This is a genomic window from Aquirufa regiilacus (genome assembly GCF_032470275.1).
In the GTDB taxonomy this organism is placed as follows: domain Bacteria; phylum Bacteroidota; class Bacteroidia; order Cytophagales; family Spirosomataceae; genus Aquirufa; species Aquirufa regiilacus.
In genome coordinates this window covers 66,550-87,652 of record NZ_JAVNWW010000006.1, presented here as the reverse complement: position 1 = coordinate 87,652, position 21,103 = coordinate 66,550, and the positions used below count along the sequence as shown (strand labels likewise).

21 protein-coding genes, 4 tRNA genes and 2 rRNA genes are annotated in these 21,103 nt (G+C 42.7%); 8 read left to right on the top strand and 19 right to left on the bottom strand.

The window, feature by feature from the left end; translation table 11 throughout:
* Positions 1-206: 206 nt before the first annotated feature.
* The 7 genes from PQG45_RS10965 to proC all read left to right on the top strand — a co-directional run bounded on the left by PQG45_RS10965 (position 207) and on the right by proC (position 8,172).
* A 23S ribosomal RNA gene (locus PQG45_RS10965) occupies positions 207-3,038 on the top strand.
* A gap of 67 nt (positions 3,039-3,105) precedes the next feature.
* Positions 3,106-3,217: ribosomal RNA gene (gene rrf, locus PQG45_RS10960) — 5S ribosomal RNA — on the top strand.
* A gap of 553 nt (positions 3,218-3,770) precedes the next feature.
* Positions 3,771-4,316, top strand: coding sequence for a hypothetical protein (locus tag PQG45_RS10955; RefSeq protein WP_315577526.1), 546 nt, complete (start codon positions 3,771-3,773; stop codon positions 4,314-4,316).
* Positions 4,317-4,324: 8 nt separating this feature from the next.
* Positions 4,325-4,729, top strand: a complete 405-nt coding sequence (locus tag PQG45_RS10950; protein ID WP_315577527.1) for a MerC domain-containing protein — start codon at positions 4,325-4,327, stop codon at positions 4,727-4,729.
* Between the two features lie 67 nt (positions 4,730-4,796).
* Positions 4,797-6,257, top strand: coding sequence for an Asp-tRNA(Asn)/Glu-tRNA(Gln) amidotransferase subunit GatB (gatB, locus tag PQG45_RS10945; protein WP_315577528.1), 1,461 nt, complete (start codon positions 4,797-4,799; stop codon positions 6,255-6,257).
* Positions 6,258-7,367 (top strand): peroxiredoxin family protein, encoded by a 1,110-nt coding sequence (locus tag PQG45_RS10940; protein WP_315577529.1) that lies wholly within the window; start codon positions 6,258-6,260, stop codon positions 7,365-7,367.
* A 4-nt stretch (positions 7,368-7,371) separates the two neighbouring features.
* Complete coding sequence (gene proC / locus PQG45_RS10935) at positions 7,372-8,172, top strand: pyrroline-5-carboxylate reductase (protein WP_315577530.1); 801 nt, start codon at positions 7,372-7,374, stop codon at positions 8,170-8,172.
* On the opposite strand, the gene mutL is transcribed toward proC, so the two are convergent.
* The 17 genes from mutL to PQG45_RS10850 form a co-directional block, all read right to left on the bottom strand.
* Positions 8,161-9,996 (bottom strand): DNA mismatch repair endonuclease MutL, encoded by a 1,836-nt coding sequence (gene mutL / locus PQG45_RS10930; RefSeq protein WP_316070856.1) that lies wholly within the window; start codon positions 9,994-9,996, stop codon positions 8,161-8,163. The two genes, proC and mutL, sit on opposite strands and share 12 nt — an antisense overlap.
* Before the next feature lie 81 nt (positions 9,997-10,077).
* Positions 10,078-10,461: a 50S ribosomal protein L7/L12 gene (gene rplL, locus PQG45_RS10925; RefSeq protein ID WP_315577532.1), complete on the bottom strand. Its 384-nt coding sequence runs from the start codon at positions 10,459-10,461 to the stop codon at positions 10,078-10,080.
* Between the two features lie 68 nt (positions 10,462-10,529).
* On the bottom strand, positions 10,530-11,063 hold the full coding sequence (gene rplJ / locus PQG45_RS10920; protein ID WP_316070855.1) for a 50S ribosomal protein L10: 534 nt from the start codon (positions 11,061-11,063) through the stop codon (positions 10,530-10,532).
* 2 nt (positions 11,064-11,065) lie between these two features.
* Entirely contained in the window at positions 11,066-11,764 is a 699-nt protein-coding gene (gene rplA / locus PQG45_RS10915) for a 50S ribosomal protein L1 (protein WP_315577534.1), read from the bottom strand.
* A gap of 37 nt (positions 11,765-11,801) precedes the next feature.
* Positions 11,802-12,239: a 50S ribosomal protein L11 gene (gene rplK, locus PQG45_RS10910; RefSeq protein WP_315577535.1), complete on the bottom strand. Its 438-nt coding sequence runs from the start codon at positions 12,237-12,239 to the stop codon at positions 11,802-11,804.
* A 224-nt stretch (positions 12,240-12,463) separates the two neighbouring features.
* On the bottom strand, positions 12,464-13,177 hold the full coding sequence (locus PQG45_RS10905; protein WP_316070854.1) for an FkbM family methyltransferase: 714 nt from the start codon (positions 13,175-13,177) through the stop codon (positions 12,464-12,466).
* A 67-nt stretch (positions 13,178-13,244) separates the two neighbouring features.
* On the bottom strand, positions 13,245-13,841 hold the full coding sequence (gene nusG, locus PQG45_RS10900) for a transcription termination/antitermination protein NusG (RefSeq protein ID WP_315577537.1): 597 nt from the start codon (positions 13,839-13,841) through the stop codon (positions 13,245-13,247).
* A gap of 34 nt (positions 13,842-13,875) precedes the next feature.
* Positions 13,876-14,067: a preprotein translocase subunit SecE gene (gene secE, locus PQG45_RS10895; protein WP_315577538.1), complete on the bottom strand. Its 192-nt coding sequence runs from the start codon at positions 14,065-14,067 to the stop codon at positions 13,876-13,878.
* A 34-nt stretch (positions 14,068-14,101) separates the two neighbouring features.
* A tRNA-Trp gene (locus PQG45_RS10890) sits at positions 14,102-14,172 on the bottom strand.
* Between the two features lie 65 nt (positions 14,173-14,237).
* Positions 14,238-14,984: an NIPSNAP family protein gene (locus tag PQG45_RS10885; protein WP_316070853.1), complete on the bottom strand. Its 747-nt coding sequence runs from the start codon at positions 14,982-14,984 to the stop codon at positions 14,238-14,240.
* A 160-nt stretch (positions 14,985-15,144) separates the two neighbouring features.
* Positions 15,145-16,332, bottom strand: coding sequence for an elongation factor Tu (gene tuf, locus PQG45_RS10880; RefSeq protein WP_315577540.1), 1,188 nt, complete (start codon positions 16,330-16,332; stop codon positions 15,145-15,147).
* 76 nt (positions 16,333-16,408) lie between these two features.
* Positions 16,409-16,480, bottom strand: a tRNA-Thr gene (locus PQG45_RS10875).
* 94 nt (positions 16,481-16,574) lie between these two features.
* Positions 16,575-16,647: transfer RNA gene (locus tag PQG45_RS10870), tRNA-Gly, on the bottom strand.
* A 46-nt stretch (positions 16,648-16,693) separates the two neighbouring features.
* A tRNA-Tyr gene (locus PQG45_RS10865) sits at positions 16,694-16,776 on the bottom strand.
* A gap of 101 nt (positions 16,777-16,877) precedes the next feature.
* Positions 16,878-18,107 (bottom strand): outer membrane beta-barrel protein, encoded by a 1,230-nt coding sequence (locus PQG45_RS10860; RefSeq protein WP_316070852.1) that lies wholly within the window; start codon positions 18,105-18,107, stop codon positions 16,878-16,880.
* Positions 18,104-18,826: a hypothetical protein gene (locus PQG45_RS10855; RefSeq protein ID WP_316070851.1), complete on the bottom strand. Its 723-nt coding sequence runs from the start codon at positions 18,824-18,826 to the stop codon at positions 18,104-18,106. Before PQG45_RS10855 ends, PQG45_RS10860 begins: the two co-directional genes overlap by 4 nt.
* Positions 18,823-19,371, bottom strand: coding sequence for an RNA polymerase sigma factor (locus PQG45_RS10850; protein ID WP_316070850.1), 549 nt, complete (start codon positions 19,369-19,371; stop codon positions 18,823-18,825). The genes PQG45_RS10855 and PQG45_RS10850 overlap by 4 nt, the downstream gene beginning before the upstream one ends.
* Before the next feature lie 107 nt (positions 19,372-19,478).
* On the opposite strand from PQG45_RS10850, the gene murI reads away from it, so the two are divergent.
* Complete coding sequence (gene murI, locus PQG45_RS10845; RefSeq protein ID WP_315577544.1) at positions 19,479-20,288, top strand: glutamate racemase; 810 nt, start codon at positions 19,479-19,481, stop codon at positions 20,286-20,288.
* Here the strand turns inward: murI and PQG45_RS10840 are convergent.
* Entirely contained in the window at positions 20,285-20,575 is a 291-nt protein-coding gene (locus PQG45_RS10840; RefSeq protein WP_315577545.1) for a hypothetical protein, read from the bottom strand. The genes murI and PQG45_RS10840 overlap by 4 nt on opposite strands.
* On the bottom strand, positions 20,568-21,101 hold the full coding sequence (locus PQG45_RS10835; RefSeq protein ID WP_315577546.1) for a DUF420 domain-containing protein: 534 nt from the start codon (positions 21,099-21,101) through the stop codon (positions 20,568-20,570). Before PQG45_RS10835 ends, PQG45_RS10840 begins: the two co-directional genes overlap by 8 nt.
* Between the last annotated feature and the right edge of the window lie 2 nt (positions 21,102-21,103).

Here is a 21,103-nt window from a genome sequence, read left to right as displayed (position 1 = left end):
ATGACTAACGACTAGTGACTAGCGACTGAAAACACCACCCCTACCCTTTCCAAATGTGGAGATCGGAATTTGGGAACGATGTGAATGAGATGAGCGCAAGCTTATTGAATTTCACACAAGGTTCTTTGACATATTGTGAGAATAAAGTAAAGAGTAAGAGCAAATTAGAATTATTGAATCCTTCGGGATGAAGATATATTATAAAAGAGTAAGTGAATTAAGGGCGTATGGGGGATGCCTAGGCTCTTGGAGGCGATGAAGGACGTGTTAAGCTGCGATAAGCTTCGGGGAGGTGCACAAGACCTTTGATCCGATGATTTCCGAATGGGGCAACCCAGTAGATTGAAGATCTATTATTCTATTTAAGATAGAAGGCGAACCTGCTGAACTGAAACATCTAAGTAAGCAGAGGAAGAGAAAACAAAAGTGATTCCGTAAGTAGTGGCGAGCGAACGCGGATTAGCCCAAACCAGTGTTGTTGCGGCAAGACTGGGGTTGTAGGACCACGATATCGATTATATAAAGGAACAAGAACTGTCTGGGAAGGCAGGCCGTAGGAGGTGAGAGCCCTGTATTGGTAAGCTTATATAATTGTAGTGGTATCCTGAGTAGGGGGGGACTGGAGAAATCCCCTTTGAATCTGCCGGCACCATCCGGTAAGGCTAAATACTACCAAGAGACCGATAGTGAACGAGTACTGTGAAGGAAAGGTGAAAAGTACCCTGAGTAAGGGGGTGAAAAGACCCTGAAACCATACGCTTACAAGCGGTCGGAGCCCTTTTTGGGGTGACGGCGTGCCTTTTGCATAATGAGCCTACGAGTTACTTTCACTGGCGAGGTTAATCATATAGATGTGAGCAGCCGGAGCGAAAGCGAGTCTGAATAGGGCGCTTAGTCAGTGGGAGTAGACGCGAAACTTTGTGATCTACCCATGAGCAGGTTGAAGCTCCGATAACACGGAGTGGAGGACCGAACCAGTTTACGTTGAAAAGTATTTGGATGACTTGTGGGTAGGGGTGAAAGGCCAATCAAACTGAGAAATAGCTCGTACTCCCCGAAATGTTTTTAGGAACAGCCTCGGGGTTAAGTTTTAAGCAGGTAAAGCTACCAATAGGACTAGGGGGAGTCAAATCCTACCAAATCCTGATGAACTCTGAATGGCTTAAAATATACCCGGGAGTGAGGGTTGGGGTGCTAAGGTCCCAATCCGAGAGGGAAAGAACCCAGACCAACAGCTAAGGTCCCAAAATCTTTACTAAGTTGAACTAAGGAAGTCTGATTGCAGTGACAGCCAGGATGTTAGCTTGGAAGCAGCTATTCATTTAAAGAGTGCGTAACAGCTCACTGGTCGAGCGAGGCGGGCATCGATAATAAACGGGCATCAAGTAAAGTACCGAAGCTTTGGATTATATTTATATACTGGTAGGGGAGCATTCTGATCAGCGGTGAAGGTGAAGCGACAAGCTTTGCTGGAGCGTTCAGAAAAGCAAATGTAGGCATGAGTAACGATAATGAGGGCGAGAAACCCTCACGCCGAAAGACTAAGGTTTCCTCAGCTATGCTAATCAACTGAGGGTTAGTCGGGGGCTAAGGGTCTAGCGAAAGCGACAATCTAATGCACAGCAGGTTAATATTCCTGCACTTACTTATTGGGCAAATAGATGACGGAGATTACAGGTTACCAGATACTGACGGAATAGTGTCTTTGAGAGGCGGCAGCAATGCCAAAACGAGTGTAGTGAGTAAACTTCCAAGAAAAGTCTAGGCGTGTATAACTAATAAGTAACCCGTACCGTAAACCGACACAGGTGGTCGAGAAGAATATTCTAAGGCGCTCGAGTGAATCACGGCTAAGGAACTCGGCAAATTAACCCTGTAACTTCGGGATAAAGGGAGCCACGAGCAATCGTGGCCGCAGAGAAATGGCCCAGGCGACTGTTTAACAAAAACACATGGCTTTGCTAAATCGAAAGATGACGTATAAGGCCTGACACCTGCCCGGTGCTGGAAGGTTAAGGGGGGATGTTAGCCGCAAGGCGAAGCATTGAACTGAAGCCCCAGTAAACGGCGGCCGTAACTATAACGGTCCTAAGGTAGCGAAATTCCTTGTCGGGTAAGTTCCGACCTGCACGAATGGTGTAACGATCTGGGCACTGTCTCAGCCGTGAGCTCGGTGAAATTGTAGTAACGGTGAAGATGCCGTTTACCCGCAACGGGACGGAAAGACCCCATGAACCTTTACTATAGCTTAGCATTGAGTTTTGGTACTGGATGTGTAGGATAGGTGGGAGGCTGTGAGCCGGTGTCGCTAGGCATCGGGGAGCCAACGTTGAAATACCACCCTTCTTGTACTGGAATTCTAATCCCCAAAGGGGAGACATTGCTTGGTGGGTAGTTTGACTGGGGTGGTCGCCTCCAAAAGAGTAACGGAGGCTTTCAAAGGTTCCCTCAGCACGCTTGGTAACCGTGCGTAGAGTGCAATAGCAAAAGGGAGCTTGACTGTGAGACCGACAAGTCGATCAGGTACGAAAGTAGGATATAGTGATCCGGTGGTTTAGTATGGAACAGCCATCGCTCAAAGGATAAAAGGTACTCTGGGGATAACAGGCTGATCTCCCCCAAGAGCTCACATCGACGGGGAGGTTTGGCACCTCGATGTCGGCTCGTCACATCCTGGGGCTGGAGAAGGTCCCAAGGGTTCGGCTGTTCGCCGATTAAAGTGGCACGCGAGCTGGGTTCAGAACGTCGTGAGACAGTTCGGTCCCTATCTGTTGTGGGCGTAGGAATATTGACAGGTTCTGACTTTAGTACGAGAGGACCGAGTTGGACTGACCGCTGGTATATCAGTTGTTCTGCCAAGGGCATAGCTGAGTAGCCACGTCGGGACCAGATAAGCGCTGAAAGCATCTAAGTGCGAAACTGACCTGAAGATGAGTATTCCATGAAGGGTCCGTGTAGACGACACGGTCGATAGGCTACAGATGTAAAGGCAGTAATGTCAAAGTCGAGTAGTACTAATTACCCGAAAGCTTACCTTTTATTAATTTACACACTGCTGTTTATTTTATCTCACAATATGGAAAAAGGCTATGACCTTGTAAAAAGTATGGAGCCGATAGGACGGGTGTTCACCTCTTCCCATCTCGAACAGAGAAGTTAAGCCCCGCACCGCTGATGATACTGGGATCAAACCCGGGAAAGTAAGTAAGCTCCAAGTTATTATAGAAGACCTGCACCAAAAGTGTGGGTCTTTTTTTATGCCCTACAGTCGCTAGTCACTAGTCGTCAGTCACTAGTCGCTAGTCGCTAGTCGTCAGTCGTCAGTCGTTAGTCGTCAGTCCGGAGGGAATTAGTCCGGAGTCCGAAGGGGATTTATCCGAAGTCCGGAGGATAGTTAATCATCAGGTAACAGTTGACAGTGGTCAGTCCGGAGGGAATTAGTCCGGAGTCCGAAGGGAGTTAGTCGTCAGTTATCAGTGGGCAGTGGTCAGTTTGGAGGGAATTAGTCCGGAGTCCGAAGGGGATTTATCCGAAGTCCGGAGGATAGTTAATCATCAGGTAACAGTTGAAGTGGTCAGTCCGGAGGAAACTAGTCCGAAGTCCGTAGGGGATGGACTCTTCACTCTTCACTCTTCACTCTTAACTCTTCGTTCCTAACTTTTCATCTACTCGATTCCCTGTTTTATCGACTTGTTTTATTTGCAACATTGTTGCATCTTTGTAATCAGTTTAATTTGTACACCATTTCAATTAAACTAATTTACAGTCCCATGAAAAACATTACTATTTTATTGTTGGCTTTCATTTTAGTGTTTACGAGTTGCTCAAAAGAAGATGTTGAGCCTTCTGACGATAATGAGCTAATTACCACCGTTAAATTGTCTTTTAAGTCGCCAACTGGCATAGTTAAGTCGTTCTACTGGCGTGATAAGCTAGGTGATGGTGTTATGGATTCTGTTGATCCTATCTTGTTGGATAAGAATACAGCCTACGAAATGACTATTTCGTTATTAGATGAAACCAAAAATCCTGTATTTGATATATCTGAAGAAATTGAAGAGGAATCAGATGTTCATTTGTTTGTCTACAAGGTTACACCCTTGGGATTAGTGGGTGTTCAAATTAAGGATTTAGATAAGAATGGCCTCCCAATTGGGTTGAAGGCTGATGTTCGTTCGCAATATGTCCCTGGTAATGGTAAGTTCCAGGTTATTTTAAAACACCAACCGCCTGTAAATGGTAAAGCAGGTAAGACGGGTTCTGAAGAAGGTGGTTCAACCGATGTCGATGTTAGTTTTCCTTTGACTGTTCAGTAATTAGCAAAATGTCTAAATTAAAGCAAGCCAAACAATTGATTCCCATGGAAAAGCTAGGACTATTTCTGTCCTTTGCTTGTGCTATCCATTGTTTGGCTATGCCTTTTATTGTTTTCTTCGCGCCTTATTTATTGGGTAGTATCGCATTTTCATCTAAAGTAGAATGGATACTAGTTCTTCTGAGTTTTGGGCTCGCTGCTTTTGTACTAATTCTTGATTTCCAAAAACATCGGCGCTTAAAACCTCTTTATTTTCTAGGTATTGCTTTTGGCTTCAAATTGATTGAGGTCGCGTTAGAGAGCAAGTCCTATGACTGGATTTTTGGTGTTTTATTAGGATTGTCTGTTGCCTACGCTTACTGGGTAAATTATCAGCATAAAACGGCATGTACATGTAAAATGAAAGCTTCGTAAGGAACTTATTCGCTTAGCTTTTTTGTATATTTACCTACTTTTGTATGTTGTATAAGCCAAAAAATTTGTGAGTACTTTTCAATCTTCGATCTATGAACCGGTAATTGGCCTTGAAATTCATGCCCAATTACAAACGGATTCCAAAATATTTGCAAGTGATCCCGTTCGTTTTGGTCAGGATGCGAATACGCTCATTTCCCCTATTACACTAGGTCATCCGGGAACGCTTCCCCATTTAAATAAAAAAGCTGTCGAATTTGCCATCAAAATGGGCTTTGCCTTGGGTTCTGAGATTGCCCGTTGGCAAAATTTTGACCGTAAAAATTATTTCTATCCCGATCTTCCTAAAGGCTATCAAATTACACAAGATAAAACCCCTATCTGTATCGGTGGTGCTATCCAAGTGCATCTTGCCGAAGGTGTCAAGGTTTTACCTTTCCACCACATCCACTTGGAAGAGGACGCTGGAAAATCCTTACATGAAGGAGATAATCCCTTTAGCTTTATCGATTATAACCGGGCTGGAACGCCATTAATTGAAATGGTTACCGAGCCCGCGATACATTCGGCTGAAGAGGCTTTTGCCATGGTGTCCGAGGTACGTAAATTGGTTCGTTACCTTGGAATCTGTGATGGAAACATGGAGGAAGGGTCCTTGCGTGCCGATGTCAATATATCGTTACGACCGAAAGGTACGTTTACCCTAGGGACCAAAGTCGAAATTAAAAACATGAACTCCCTGCGGAATATCCAACGGGCGATCGAATATGAGTGCCGCCGACAAGAGGAAGCTCTATTAAAAGGCGAAAAACTAATTCAAGAAACACGGACATTTGATGCGCATACGGGTAAAACCCATAGCATGCGCGTCAAAGAAACGATGAATGATTACCGCTATTTCCCCGAGCCAGATTTAGCTCCGTTGGAAATTTCAGAACAATGGCTTTCCGAAATAAAAGCCCTTATGCCTACCCTGCCTTGGGAACAAGAGCATAAGTTCATTGAACAATATCAATTGTCAACTTATGATGCACATTTTCTTGCGGAAACGCGTGAAATGGCCTTGTATTTTGAATCCGTTGCATCACATACGAACGCATACAAAGCGATTGCAAATTGGCTCATGGGCCCCGTGAAATCGCATTTAAATGAAAAGGGCTTAGCGGTCAATGCATTTGAGCTAAGTGCACAACACTTAGCTGAGATCGTCGATTTGGTTGAGGAAGGTACGCTAACGCATAATTTGGCAGTACACCAATTGTTCCCGCTTTGCATCGCTTCTCCTTCAAAAAAGCCAAGCCAAATTGTTGATGAACAGGGTTGGTTAAACCAAGGTGCTGCGGATGAATTGCCTGCATTTGTTGCCGCGGCGCTCGCTGCTTTCCCCGATAAAATCAAGGAATACCACCAAGGCAAAAAAGGACTAATTGCCTTATTTATCGGTGAAGTAATGAAGCGTTCCAAAGGAACCGCTGATCCGAAACGCGTGAATCAATTAGTGAATGAAGCACTCCAACAACATAAATAGATGAAACAGCTGCTTGTTATTCTAGGCGTTTGTTTGACCTTTCTAGGCCAGGCGCAAGAATTTGAATTAACCGTTCGGGCTAATCAAGTCGTACCTCAAAAGAAAGTATTCTTGGAATGGATTAATGGACGAGGTCAAGCCATCAAAGTTGATTCATTGTTGCCAAACGCACAAAAACAAGTTGTTTTCAAGGGGAAAGTCTTGGATCAAGGTGGTTTTTACCTGCTTAACTTCTTTGATATTCCAAACCCACAGAAGGTTTTGGTTATTCTAGAAGGTGGAGAGCGCGTTTTTGTGCAAGCAGAGGGAATAAATACGCCAGAAAAGGCGGGTTCTTTTCAGATTCAGAGCGATGCTCCCAACATTGTTTACATGAATCAATTGTTTGCCTTGACGAATGCCTTACAAGCAAAGGTTGCCGTTTGGACGAAAGAATTACAAGATAAGCCTGGCGAGCAGGCTAGAATTCAAGCGGCATTTGAAACGGCCCAACAAGAACAATTTACTAAAATAAAAGCGTTGATCCCAAGTATGGGTACACATTTGGTAGCGCTGTGGGCAACTAATTTTTTGCCCGCGGAAAAAGAGCTCGCGCTCTTAGAGGAAATTGGCGAACGTTTTCGAAAAGCTAAACCCAATCATCCACATGTTAAACCCTTTCTCGAGAATTTAAAACGCCTTAAAGGTGTATCCATCGGCTCTGAAGCACCTGAAATTGCCTTGCCTACGCCCGCTGGACCAATCATGCGCTTGTCTGATTTACGTGGGAAGTATGTATTGATTGATTTTTGGGCAAGTTGGTGCGGGCCTTGTCGGCGTGAAAATCCCAACGTTATCAAAACCTATGCAGCGTATAAAGACAAAGGATTTGAAATTTTTGGTGTAAGTCTTGACCAAGAGAAATCTGCCTGGATAAATGCCATTGCCAAAGATCAATTAACTTGGCCACATGTGTCAGATTTACAATATTGGAACTCTGTGGCAGCACAGGCTTATCAAGTTTCATCGATTCCGATGACATTTTTGTTGGACCCGCAAGGAAAGGTAATCGCCAAAGGCCTTCGCGGAGATTCTTTAAATCAATATTTAGCTAACCTTTTTTCAAAATAGCATCATGAAAATCGCAATCATTGGATGTGGGAATATGGGAATGGCATTTGCCAACTCATTTATTCAGTACAATTTAGTTCAGAAGGAGGACCTATTATTGATCGAGAAAAATCAGGAGCGTGGCACCGTTTTGCAAGAGCAGAAAGCGGGGGTTGTTGTTGATACAATTTCAGCTAAAATATCAGGGGTTGATTTGGTCATTTTATCTGTCAAACCGCAGGATTACCCAAGTGTAGCGAGCGAAGTGGCGGGTTTATTATTGCCAAATCAAATTGTGCTATCCATTATGGCGGGGATTCCTATTGCTAAATTACAAGCTTCGTTGCAGCATGATTTGATTGTTCGTGCGATGCCAAATACGCCTGCTTTATTGGGCATGGGGATGACTGCATTTGCGGCAGCTTCAACGGTCGGATTAGCGGATGTACGTAAGGTTGAGAATTTAATTAATTCTACAGGTCGGGCTGTATTCTTAGAAGACGAAGCCTTGATCGATGCCGTAACGGGATTGAGTGGTAGCGGCCCAGCCTATTTCTTTTATCTGATCAAGTCGATGATTGATGCAGGTGTTTCTATGGGCTTTGATCCAGCGATGTCAGCCTTGTTAGTCAAACAAACCATGCTGGGTTCATATCATTTGATGCAAACAAGCGATAAGTCGCTAGATGAATTGATTCAAGCAGTTGCATCGAAAGGGGGCACTACTGAAGCGGCATTGAAAACATTTGCAGATTTTCAAGTAGGGGAAGGACTTCAAAAAGGGATTTTTGCCGCGCGTGACCGTGCTTCTGAATTAGCGAAGTAATTGGACTAACGTCTCCTCATTCAAAACCTGACTGATGGCTTCACCATTTGGTGAGGAGTTTGGATTTGTACTCGCAAACAATTGTTCAATGAGGGCATTCATCTCAACTTCATTTAATCTTTTTTGATGATAACGTGCCGCAGAGCGGTTGGCCATCGTTTGTGCAATTTTCTCTGCACGATGCGCGATTAAATCTGTTGAGGCGTGTTTTAACTGCTCCAATATACCTTCCAATAGCGCTTGGCCATCTTCATCCCCAATTTCCGAGGGTACTCCAACAATTTCAAGTTGCCCATTTGATTGCGACTGTAATCTAAACCCTAAATCGTTTATCTCAGTCGTTATTTCGTTTAATAGCAATTGATCCGCGGGGTTAATGTCCAGCACCTTAGGAAAAAGTAGTTGTTGGGACGCGCCATTCTTCCGTTGCAAATTATCCATGAACTGATCATAGAGTACGCGCTGGTAGGCACGTTTTTGGTCAATTAATAATAATCCGCTTGAGATACTTAGTGCGATAAATTTGTTCAGAATTTGAACAGATTGAAAGTTGGTCTGTGTGCTAGATAATGCTGGTCGGTCATTCGCTTTGCTTTGAACGGTTTTAAATTCGTTCATGGCGGATGGGAATAGCGCAGATTGTGTTTGAGGCGCTTGTTGTTCAAACGCGTCTATATTGTTCTGTAGCCCTTCATATAATTTCTTCCAAGCATCTTGCGCGGGTTTCGGTTTATAGCTTGAATCACTATAAGCCGAATGAGGTTCTTGACGTGGTGTTGAATGTTGAGGGGAATGAAAATTAACATTGCTGTCAAAGTCCAACGAGGGAATTAGGTTATGAATACTCAGCGTCTTGCGAACGGCGGATTGAATGATGGCGTATATGGACCTTTCGTCTTCGAATTTGATCTCCGTTTTCGTCGGGTGGACATTGATGTCAATGTGTGCCGGATCGATGCTTAGAAACAAAACATAGAAGGGGAAGGCGCCGTCAGGTAATAAACGCTCGTAGGCGCTCATCACGGCGTGGTTTAGGTATGCGTTTTTGATGAAGCGATCATTCACAAAGAAGAATTGTTCGCCGCGGGTTTTTTTGGCATGTTCGGGTTTACCTACATAACCTTTAATAGAGACATAGTTGGTGTTTTCTTCGCAGGCTGCTAATTGTTCCCGGTAGGTTTTCCCAAACAGATCCACGATGCGTTTGCCTAGTTTCTCGGGCGGTAGCGCATAGGTTTCTTGCTCGTTTTGGATGAAGGAAAATTTAATCTCAGGATGCGCCAAAGCGATGCGTTGGAATTCATCCAGGATATGGCGAATTTCGACCGGATTCGACTTAAGGAAGTTTCTGCGGGCAGGAATATTATAAAATAGATTTTTGACCGCAATCGAAGTTCCTTGAGGGGCTTGTATACTTTCTTGACTTTTTAAAACAGATCCATCGATTTTAATGGAGGTTCCTAATTCGTCGTCGGCCCGCCTTGTTTTTAATTCTACCTGGGCAACGGAGGCGATGGATGCCATCGCTTCACCGCGGAATCCCATGGTTTTAATGCTGAATAGGTCTTCGGCACGTCGAATTTTGGATGTTGCGTGGCGTTCGAAGCACATGCGAGCGTCGGTTTCCGACATGCCACATCCGTCATCGATGACTTGAACAATTCCTTTGCCGGCATCCTTGATTATGAGTTGGATGCTTGTTGCTCCTGCGTCAATCGCATTCTCCATGAGTTCTTTGACTACGGAGGCAGGTCTTTGCACGACTTCTCCTGCCGCAATTTGATTGGCTATGGCATCGGGGAGGAGTTGGATAATGTCGCGCATGTTTGTTTGTATTCAGCTTTCAAATAAACCAAAAAAAAGGGAATGTTGCCATTCCCTTTTTTGAATAATCAGGTAATTGAATTATTTCAATTCAACTTCAGCACCAGCTTCTTCTAAAGATTTTTTCAAACCTTCAGCTTCGTCTTTAGATACACCTTCTTTAACTGCTTTTGGAGCAGCATCTACTACGTCTTTAGCTTCTTTCAAACCTAAACCTGTTAAGTCTTTCACTAATTTAACGATCGCCAATTTGTTAGGACCAGCAGCTTTCAAGATAACATCGAATGATGATTTCTCAGCAGCAGCCTCACCAGCTTCGCCACCAGCTGCAGGACCTGCAACCATAACAGCACCAGCAGCAGCTGGTTCGATACCGTACTCATCCTTAAGGATAGTAGCTAATTCATTTACTTCTTTTACAGTTAAGTTCACTAATTGCTCAGCGAACGCTTTTAAATCTGCCATTGTTTGAAAATTTAATTGTTAAGAATTAATTATTTGTTGGAGCTAAGCTCCGATTAAACGTGTTAAAATTATTCAGGACGCTCAGACAAAGTCTTAACGATACCAGCCAATTTCTTCTCACCACTAAGCAATGCTGAAACAACATTTTTAGCAGGCGATTGCAATAAGCCAATAACTTCTCCAATCATCTCGTTTTTCGACTTGATGTTCTCTAGGGCTGTCAATTGACCTTCGCCAATGTACAAACCACCTTCGATGGAAGCACCTTTGAATGTGATTTTATCTTTCCCAGCTGCTTTTTTGAATTCTTTGATCAACTTAGCAGGTACTTTAGCATCTTCTGGAGAGAAGATAACACCTGACATGCCAGTCAAAACTTCAGCATCAAATGGAGTATAATCGTTACCTGTTTTAGCTAAGGCTTTCGCGATTAATGTGTTTTTGAAGATTTTATATTCTAAACCTTTCGCAAAACACATACGACGGAATTCCGTTGCTTCGGCTACTGTTAAACCGGCTGTACTTGCAATGTAGAAGTACGGAGTTGCCGCGAACTTTTCGCTCAACTCATCAATAATCTGATTTTTTTCTTCTCTTGTCATGATTACAATCCAGCTATAGATCCTTTATCAATGATGATGCCCGGAGACATTGTCGAAGATATATTGATCGATTTAACATATGTACCCTTTGCAGAAGATGGCTTCAATTTCAACAATGTGTTGATAACTTCTTGCGCATTTTCAGCAATTTTAGATGCATCAAAAGAAACCTTACCAATAGAGGTATGGATGATACCAGTTTTGTCAACTTTAAAGTCGATTTTACCTGCTTTTACTTCTTTTACTGCATTTCCTACTTCCAAAGTTACTGTACCAGACTTTGGATTAGGCATCAGACCGCGAGGTCCTAACACACGTCCCAAACGGCCTAATTTTGCCATCACTGTCGGCATTGTAATGATTACGTCGATATCGGTCCAACCGCTCTCGATTTTTGCAATGTAATCATCCAATCCTACGTGATCAGCACCGGCTGCTTTTGCTTCCTCTACTTTATCTGGAGAACACAATACGAGTACACGTACGTCTTTACCAGTTCCATGAGGTAGGGCAACCACACCACGAACCATTTGGTCCGCTTTGCGGGGGTCTACGCCTAGGCGAACATCAATGTCCACAGAGGCATCGAATTTTGTATAGGAAATTTCCTTCAATAATGCAGCTGCTTGGTCAAGCGTATACGCTTGCGTTGCATCGTATTTTGATAGGGCTTCCTTTTTTTTCTTCGTAAGTTTTGCCATTACCTTTTAATTAAAATGTTTATTTCTGATGGTTAAATCAGAACGGTTTATCACCAGAAACAGTAATACCCATTGATCTTGCCGTTCCAGCAATCATACTCATTGCCGCTTCAATTGTAAAACAGTTCAAGTCTGGCATCTTCGTTTCCGCAATAACGCGTACTTGATCCCAAGTTACAGAACCTACTTTTTTCAAGTTTGGTTGTGCCGAACCGGATTTAACTTTCGCAGCATCCAATAACAAAATTGGCGCTGGAGGAGTTTTTACAACGAAATCAAACGATTTGTCTGCGTAATAAGTAATTAGGACCGGCAATACTACGCCGTTTTTATCTTGAGTACGTGCATTAAACTGCTTGCAGAACTCCATGATATTTAATCCTTTCGAACCTAATGCAGGACCGATGGGTGGTGAAGGATTGGCTTGGCCACCTTTGCATTGAAGCTTAACGTAACCAGCTATTTCTTTTGCCATGTTAAAACATCGTTTATTTAGTGAAATTAGAGGTTTTTCTGCCAATAAGGGTGGAAGCTTCCTTATCTGAATCCCCTCCGGGTGACTTTCCTGTGTAACAATACATTCCAGCCCATTAAGCCTTTGAAATTTTCAAATGACATAATGCCGCTTTTTAAACGGACTGCAAAATTAAGGGAAAATAATTAGAATGCAAGTACTTGCGTGAAGAATTTTACTGGATATTAGGCTTTTTTGAAAATCATCTCATAGAAATCGCCAAATCCATGCTTGATGGTTATTTCCACCGTATAGCCATTTTCAAGCAAAAAGGCTTGGATGGACTCAAATGTATCCATGCTCTGATACATGTCATCTTGATGATTTTCCAGTTGGACCCGATCAATCTGACACCCTGAAATAGGGAATAAGCCCTTCAGGCATTTTAATTCATGACCTTCCGTATCAATTTTTAATACATCAATGTGGGTTATCTGCTGCTCCTGAATGTAATCACGCAAAGCAATTGTTTCAATTTCAATCGTTTCGCTGATGATTTCAGAGGGTTTCACGCCCATCACTTGTGCCTTCTTTGCTAAGTATTTACTCGTGGGATTGAGCGCTTCGAACGAAGAGGTCAAATCCAATTTGTTGATGTAGAATGTAAGCACCTGTTTCGCTTGGGATACCCCTTTGTTGACCAGGTTGATGTTTGTTTTACCCTTGTATTTTTGGGTCAACAATTGGAACAATCTCGGGTTGGGTTCAAATGAGGTAATCTGGGCATCCGGGCGAATGGAGAAAAAGAAATCCGCGGATTGGCCTTTGTTGGCCCCCACATCAAAAATACGTGGATTCGCAGGTAAAGCCTGTTTGTAAAACCGCTTTAGTTTAGGGTAGAATTGAATAGCTTCATTCAGCCCAATCAGGTATGAAATAAGTCTAATTCTTTTGTTCATGTACCTAGTAAATTGTATCAAAAAAAAAGCCTTGGTAACCCAAGGCTTTTCATAATCGTATGCGTTATTATTTCTCTACTTGTGCGTAGTTCAATTCCAATGGTGTGTTACGGCCAAAAATCTTAACCATAACAGATAATTTTTTGCTGTTCTCGTGAATTTCTTCAACAGTCCCTTCAAAAGAAGCGAATGGACCATCAATCACGCGAACGGTTTCGCCTTTGATAAAGCTTATGGATGCATATTCTTCTACAGCTGCCGCCTCATCTACCTTGCCTAAAATACGATTTACTTCGCTTTGGCTCATCGGTACAGGTTTCTTAACGATTACTTTCGTCTTTTTTACCTTTCCGCCTTCAACCTTCGTAACTTCGATTTCCTCGTTGTTAGCTTGTAAGAAACCGATGACACCTGGCGTTGAAGTCAAAATGTGACTTACCTCTCCAGCTAAGTCAGCTTCCACCATGATATATCCTGGAAATAAGTTTTTCTCACGAATGACTTTTTTTCCTTTACGGATCTCGTAAATCTTTTCAGTTGGGATAAGAATTTGTGGAACAGAATCTGACACACCTTGGCGTGCAAGCTCATTTTCCATATAGGTCTTTACCTTTTTTTCCTGCCCTGAGATCGCTCTCAATACGTACCATTTAGTCTCTGCCATGGAAATTGCTTTTTTAGGATTGGGTTACCCCTTGTTAAAATGAACTATAGAATAAATCCAATCCAGATTTAAACGCCAAATCTACGACTCCTACCAATAAGGCAAAAATCAATGAGGCAACTAAAACTAAAACAGAACTTGATTGCAAGTCTGTGAATTTAGGCCATGTAACGTTCTCCGTTACTTCTACCCAAGATTCTTTAATCAATGATGTAAAACTGCTCATAATTTACCGATTATCGGTTTTTGTTAATTCGTTGCACGGGCACAAGGATTCGAACCCTGACCAAAGGTTTTGGAGACCTGCATACTACCATTATACTATGCCCGTAGAAAGGATTGCAAATTTAGATAAAAAAACCTAATTAACAAACCTCTCTTAGTTTTATTGATTTTTTACCATTGGGAATAGAGTGTCGGTTCTAAAAATCGACGCACGGTTTTCGAATGACTATTGATATAACGAGGATCATTGACGATTCGTTTCCAGTCGGCATCTGCGCCAAATTTCGCCCAATTCGCATCGCGTTCGGCCATGTTTTCAAACGCAACCATATAGGTTAGGCATGGGGTGTTTTCACCTGCGAGGGCTTCCCCAAAAAATACATTGTGTAAGCCTACGCGGTCAAATATTTTCAATTCATCATCATTAAACATGGCTACTTTTCTACGCAAAGCATCTTCATTATAGGCTTCATAGGTACGCCATTCGTAGATTCTTTCTGGGTTCGTAACGGGCAACTTCATCGTGGGATGCCCCGAAAACCCTTTCGCCAAATACGTGCTAATTTTCTCAAAGAGGGGTTTTTCCATCCCCACTTGTTCAAAATAGGTCTTTGCGGCATCAAGGTAGTTGGCATCTTTTGCCAACGCATCTTTATAGCCCGCATAGGCTTCCAGATTGGCAAACGGAATCGCGACGACCAAGACGGCTGGCTCTGGTTTTCCGAGGTCTTTAAACACCCCAACTTTACTGACACCGTATTTATTCAATGCCGGAATGAGGGCTTTGGACAAATAGTTTTCCAAAACGGCCGTATTGCCACGGAATTTCATTGTGTAGGTTCTGATTTCGTAATATTCCTGGCTAATTGCCGAAATCGAATATAAGAGAACTGATAATAATAGAAATAATTTTTTCATGAGATAATATGTTAGAGATTAAAATCGTTCAAGCCTCAGGCGTTAGCTTTGGCAAACCTATCAGGATTGCCAAAGCTGAAGGAGACACGCCTAGGCTTCTCACAAGTATAAAAAAAAAGAGCGGTCATTGACCGCTCTTTTCCGTATAGGCTAATTAAAATTAGTCTAAGATTTCAGTTACCTGACCTGCACCTACAGTACGGCCACCTTCACGAATCGCGAAACGTAAACCTTTGTCCATAGCTACTGCGTTCAATAACGTAACATCAATTGTTAAGTTATCACCAGGCATACACATTTCAACTCCTGCAGGTAAAGTAATTTCACCTGTTACGTCTGTCGTACGGAAGTAGAATTGTGGACGGTATTTGTTAAAGAATGGAGTGTGACGTCCACCTTCTTCTTTTGACAAGATATAAACCTCTGCTTTGAATTTAGTGTGAGGCTTCACTGAACCTGGCTTACAGATTACCATACCACGACGGATATCAGTTTTCTCAATACCACGTAACAATAAACCTACGTTATCACCAGCTTCACCACGATCTAAGATCTTACGGAACATCTCAACACCAGTTACTACTGATTTCAAGTTTTCAGCTCCCATACCTAAGATATCAACTGCTTCACCTGAGTTAATAACACCTGTCTCGATTTTACCTGTTGCTACAGTACCACGACCTGTGATCGAGAATACGTCTTCAACTGGCATCAAGAATGCCTTATCAACATCACGCTTAGGAAGTGGAATCCATGAATCTACTGCATCCATTAACGCTTCGATTGTAGCTACCCACTTACCATCTCCGTTCAATCCACCTAAAGCAGATCCTTGGATTACTGGAATGTTATCACCATCGAATTCGTAGAATGAAAGAAGCTCGCGAATCTCCATTTCAACTAATTCTAATAATTCTGGATCGTCTACCATATCCACTTTGTTCATGAAAACAACCAATTGAGGTACACCTACTTGGCGTGCCAAAAGGATGTGCTCACGTGTTTGTGGCATTGGTCCGTCAGTTGCAGCAACTACCAAGATAGCACCGTCCATCTGAGCAGCACCAGTAACCATGTTCTTCACGTAATCCGCGTGACCTGGACAGTCAACGTGTGCATAGTGACGGTTAGCTGTTGAATACTCAACGTGAGCCGTGTTAATCGTGATACCACGCTCTTTTTCTTCTGGAGCAGAGTCAATGGAAGAGAAATCTTTCTTCTCAGCAAGACCTTTTTCAGAAAGAACTTTAGTGATAGCAGCTGTTAAAGTTGTTTTACCGTGGTCAACGTGGCCAATTGTACCAATGTTAACGTGGGGTTTACTTCGGTCAAAATTCTCTTTTGCCATGATTATTTAGTTCTTAATTAAGTTATAAAAAATTTCAAATTGTACTTATTCAAATTCGGCCTTGCTTCATGCCTAGAGCCTTTGAGCAGGATTGAACTGCCGACCTCTTCCTTACCAAGGAAGTGCTCTACCACTGAGCTACAAAGGCAAAACCTTGCGGCCATTTTGGCTTGCCTCATTAGACTTACCACAAATAAAAATATTACTCAGGCGGTTTTCTCCTAAGCAACATCTTTATTCTGAGCGGGAGACGGGGCTCGAACCCGCCACCTATAGCTTGGAAGGCTATCGCTCTACCAAATGAGCTACTCCCGCTGGCTAGATTCTCCTGTAAAAAGAATCTAAATTCAATAAAAAAATGTGGGGACAGATGGATTCGAACCACCGTAGGCATTCACCAGCAGATTTACAGTCTGCCCCATTTGGCCGCTCTGGTATATCCCCATTCATTTTGTTTCAGCGAAACGTTTTGCTGAAATAGTTCGCAAAAGTAGCTCCTTTTTTGATTTCCGCAAAGCTCTCGCCAAAAAAAATGTGATAAATTTTTATAATAGTTTAATTCCGAAGCTAAATCCCGTTAATTGTGGCCCATTGCCCTTCTCAAATAAGGGTGTTAAATCATAATTAAAGAACAAATCTGGAAAATGGCGCAATGCAACCTCCGCCTTTAGCCCATATCGAACTTGTGTTAAATTGAAATTTGCATTTGTTCGAACTAAATCCTCGCTTTTTTCTTCCACGGTCTTCGTCCAGCTATCCAATCGATAACTTACATAGCCACCGATCCCAAGCATTTGAATCGCAGACTGCTTGCTAAAAGCAAAATGGGGCATAATGGGTAAAGTAATGTAAGAAACTGTTAATTTATTTTTATTTAACAGTGTCTCTTTGCCCTGAGCATCTAATATAGGTTGAAAATTCGTAGCGGTTGCTGTTTTGTTAACAACCCGATTGTGGTCAAACATAAAGTTGTACCAATCAAATGATATTCCGTAGCCTAATTTGAACGCACTTTTTTTGCCGCGCGCTATCGTCGCCGAACGTGCAAATTCTAAACTCACATAGCGTGAACTAGTGGGTTTTAACTCCGAATCCGTAGCTAGGAATGGGGCAGGATAAATTGCTACCACTTGTTCAGGCATCGTGCCCGATAAACCATTTAGTCCCAAATATAGGTTCATCCCCTTCCGTTGAAATAAATTAAGATTTTTTTCTTTCGGATGTACCTTTGTAGAATCCCTTCCCCAAATTACTTTAGTCTCTTCCCCGTTCGCTTCTTTAACTTGCACGCCATTCCAATCCACATGGACTTCTTCTTTTCCATCTTTGACATGGATTCCATTCCAACCCACGCGGACCTCTTCTTTCCCGTCACTGTGAATCACAAGCGATTTCCCCAAGCTGTCATTTGTTACATTGATTTTTTTTTCGTCGCTTGGATACGACATCTTAAATGTTTTCTGCCGAGGCGCGTCCGATTTTATCACACCAATTTTCACCTTGCTATTCCCGATTTGCACGGATAAACTGCTGTCACCTTCCGAATCAGTTTTGATAACTGTCCGAATATTTTGCCATAAACTATCTGTTAGGACTAAACCCTTGCTTTGGAAAACCTTCTCCAACTCTTCTCGCAGGGTTTTCTTCGTATCTTGATTCCCGCCGAGGAGGGTTTGATTCCGTTTGTCAATTTTAAGTAATAAGCTATCTGGATTATTATTTCCCAAAAGCGGCTGTGTCAATCCCAATAGGATGATGAAGATTAATGTTCTCATTGTATTTGAAATGTTTGTTTAACGGTTTGTTCTGTTCGATAATAGGTATTTGCGACTTGGTGAATTCCATCTTCCAATGACCGATTCCCTTCCTTTAATTCTTGCCAATCGAGTTGCTCGCCTGCAACGACTTGTTTGACTTGCTTTAATAAACGACCCACAAAGGTTTTCTTCTTCGTCAGTACCGGTACGTCTTCTCGCTGGGCAACGCTTATGGACTTCGCGGTTTCCTCCACCGGATCAATGTCAATACGTACCCAAACCTCCTCCGGCTGCTCAGGTGCCTTCTCTGCCTGCGCCACCTGAGGTTGTGGGTCCTTTTGAATAACGATGGGCTCAACGGCAGGCGTCATCGCCTGATTGGAAAGGGCATTCGAGATAGATCTGGGTTTCTTAACGGGCTCGCTTACAGCTAACGCAGGCGTATTAGTCGCGACACTTGACTTTGTCACTGAACTTATTGCTTGTTGCATCGTGTTCGATTGCTGTGGCATTTCGACATTGCTTTCCCAATTTAACCCAATGATCACGGCTAATACGGCCGCGGCCGACCATACCCAGGTGTTCATGCGCAACCATAGCGGCCGTACAGGCTTTTCATCCATGCGTTGCTCTATGCGTTCCCACATGTTAGTAGGAATATCGGATTCTTGTGCTTGAATTTGCTTTTGCCAAGCTTTTTCAAGCGCTTCCCAAGAAGTATTATTTGGCTTTTTCATGATTCAATAACTTTTATTTTTTGCTGGATCATTGTCCGAGCTCTTGATAATTGTGATTTTGATGTTCCCGATGAGATACCTACTAATGTGGCAATCTCTTCATGACTATATCCTTCTATCGCATATAAATTAAATATCATTCGATAACCAGGAGGCAATTCCGCAATGATGGCTTCAATTTCTGCCGTCCGAAGATGCATCAGCGCATCGGCGGGCTCACCCACATCCCAGGCCTCTTCAATGTTTTTTGTGAATACATCTCCTTGCTTTCGGATCTTCATCAAACATTCGTTGACGACAATTCGCCGAATCCATCCCTCAAAACTCCCTGCCTCATTAAATGTTTCCACTTTGGAAAAGACTTTCATAAATCCTTCCATCAACGCATCTTCTGCATCAGGGCCATTGCCTAAATACCTTCGGCAAACAGCCATCATTTTTCCCGAATAGCGATTAAATGTCGCATGTTGCCCCTTGCGGTCCTGCTTTTTGCAGGCCTGCACCAATGATCGCTCAAGGTTTTCGGAGGGTAAATGTGTTTGCAAAGTTGACAAAATGTTAATTGTACGTAAAGATGGTTAAAAAGTCAAAATGGTTGCGTGGGTTTGAAAAGAATCCCAAAATTCCGTTCTTTACATCCAATTAGACTTCTATGCCAAACGCAGCACCCATTGGGATTTTTGATAGTGGAATCGGCGGATTAACGCTTGCACATGCCATCACGGAATTGATGCCGCATGAGCATATCGTATATTTCGGCGATACGGCGCATTTACCTTATGGCGATAAATCAGCGACGGCCATTCAAGCCTATTCCTTGAAGATTTGTAATTTCTTGATGGAAAAGAATTGCAAATTAATCCTCATTGCATGTAATTCAGCCTCTGCTGCCGCCTACGATTTGGTTAAAACCTATGTAGGAACCAAAGCAATCGTCGTCAATGTCATCGACCCCGTCATTGATTATTTAGACCAAAACTGGGCTGAGAAAACGATTGGACTTATCGGGACGAAACAAACGGTTAACTCCGGCATTTATGCCTCCAAAGCCGAAGCGCTTGGGAAATCAATTCAGGTGAAATCCTTAGCGACGCCTTTGTTGGCACCCATGATCGAGGAAGGTTTCTTCAACAATAACATCTCCGAACAGATCATCAAGGAGTATTTGGCGCATCCTAATCTGGAAAACATTGAAGGCTTAATCTTGGGATGTACGCACTACCCGTTAATCAAGAAGCAGATTGACGCATACTTTCACGGACAAATTCAGGTCATCGATACATCTTTGATTGTCGCAGCTGCGATCAAACAAATTTTAGCGGATGCAGATTTGTTGGTAGATTCTAAAGCCCCCTCAACCCGGCAATTTTTCGTGTCGGACTACACCGATTCTTTCGAAAAATCGACACAGATTTTCTTTGGGGAAACCATCAAATTAACGCAATACCCGATTTGGGATTAATTCGATTTGCTGAGCAATTGAGAAACGCGTTGACGTAATTGCCATTTGGCAAAACGCTCCTTTTGCTCTTGCTTGCTTTGTTTAAACCAAAGCCAAGCGACCGCTCCTACCAATAAATAAGGCGCTGTTAACAGGTATAAGATACCCGTATTTAATCCTGTAGCGATATTGGAACGGCCGTTTGAAACCGTACTTTCTACGGTTGTACGACACATGGCACATTGTGCATCAACATCCAGTTGAATCAGTAACAATATGCAAATGAGTATTAAAATACGCTTATACATAATATGGGGAGATCATAAGGTAAACAATGACACCTGATACGGAAACATATAACCAAATAGGGTAAGCCCACTTAACTGTTTTTTTGTGTGCGCTAATATCACCTGTTAATGCATGATAAAGAGCCATAAGTACCAAACGAACAACGCCGATGGAAAGGATAATGTGGGAGGAAAGCAAGAATAAATATATGCCTTTGATAAGTCCTTCTCCGCCAAATTTTGTGGATTCGTTTGCAACGTGATATAAGATATATAAAACTAAGAAGACAGCACCTTGTAATACGGCAGCTCCCATGGCTTTGCGATGGCCTTCAATGTTGTTTTTCTTCACAGCAATCAAGGCAATGATTAAACTTAATGCCGTGGTGCTATTGATGATGCCAATCAAATGCGGAAGAATCTTGGTCCAGTCGCCTAAAGGTAATTTGCTAGGCAATGATAAGAGGCCTGCAACCGCCAAGGGTATGGCGATGGAGATCACATTAATGATCAAATTATTCTTCGGGGATTTCGTTAGTGTAATCATAT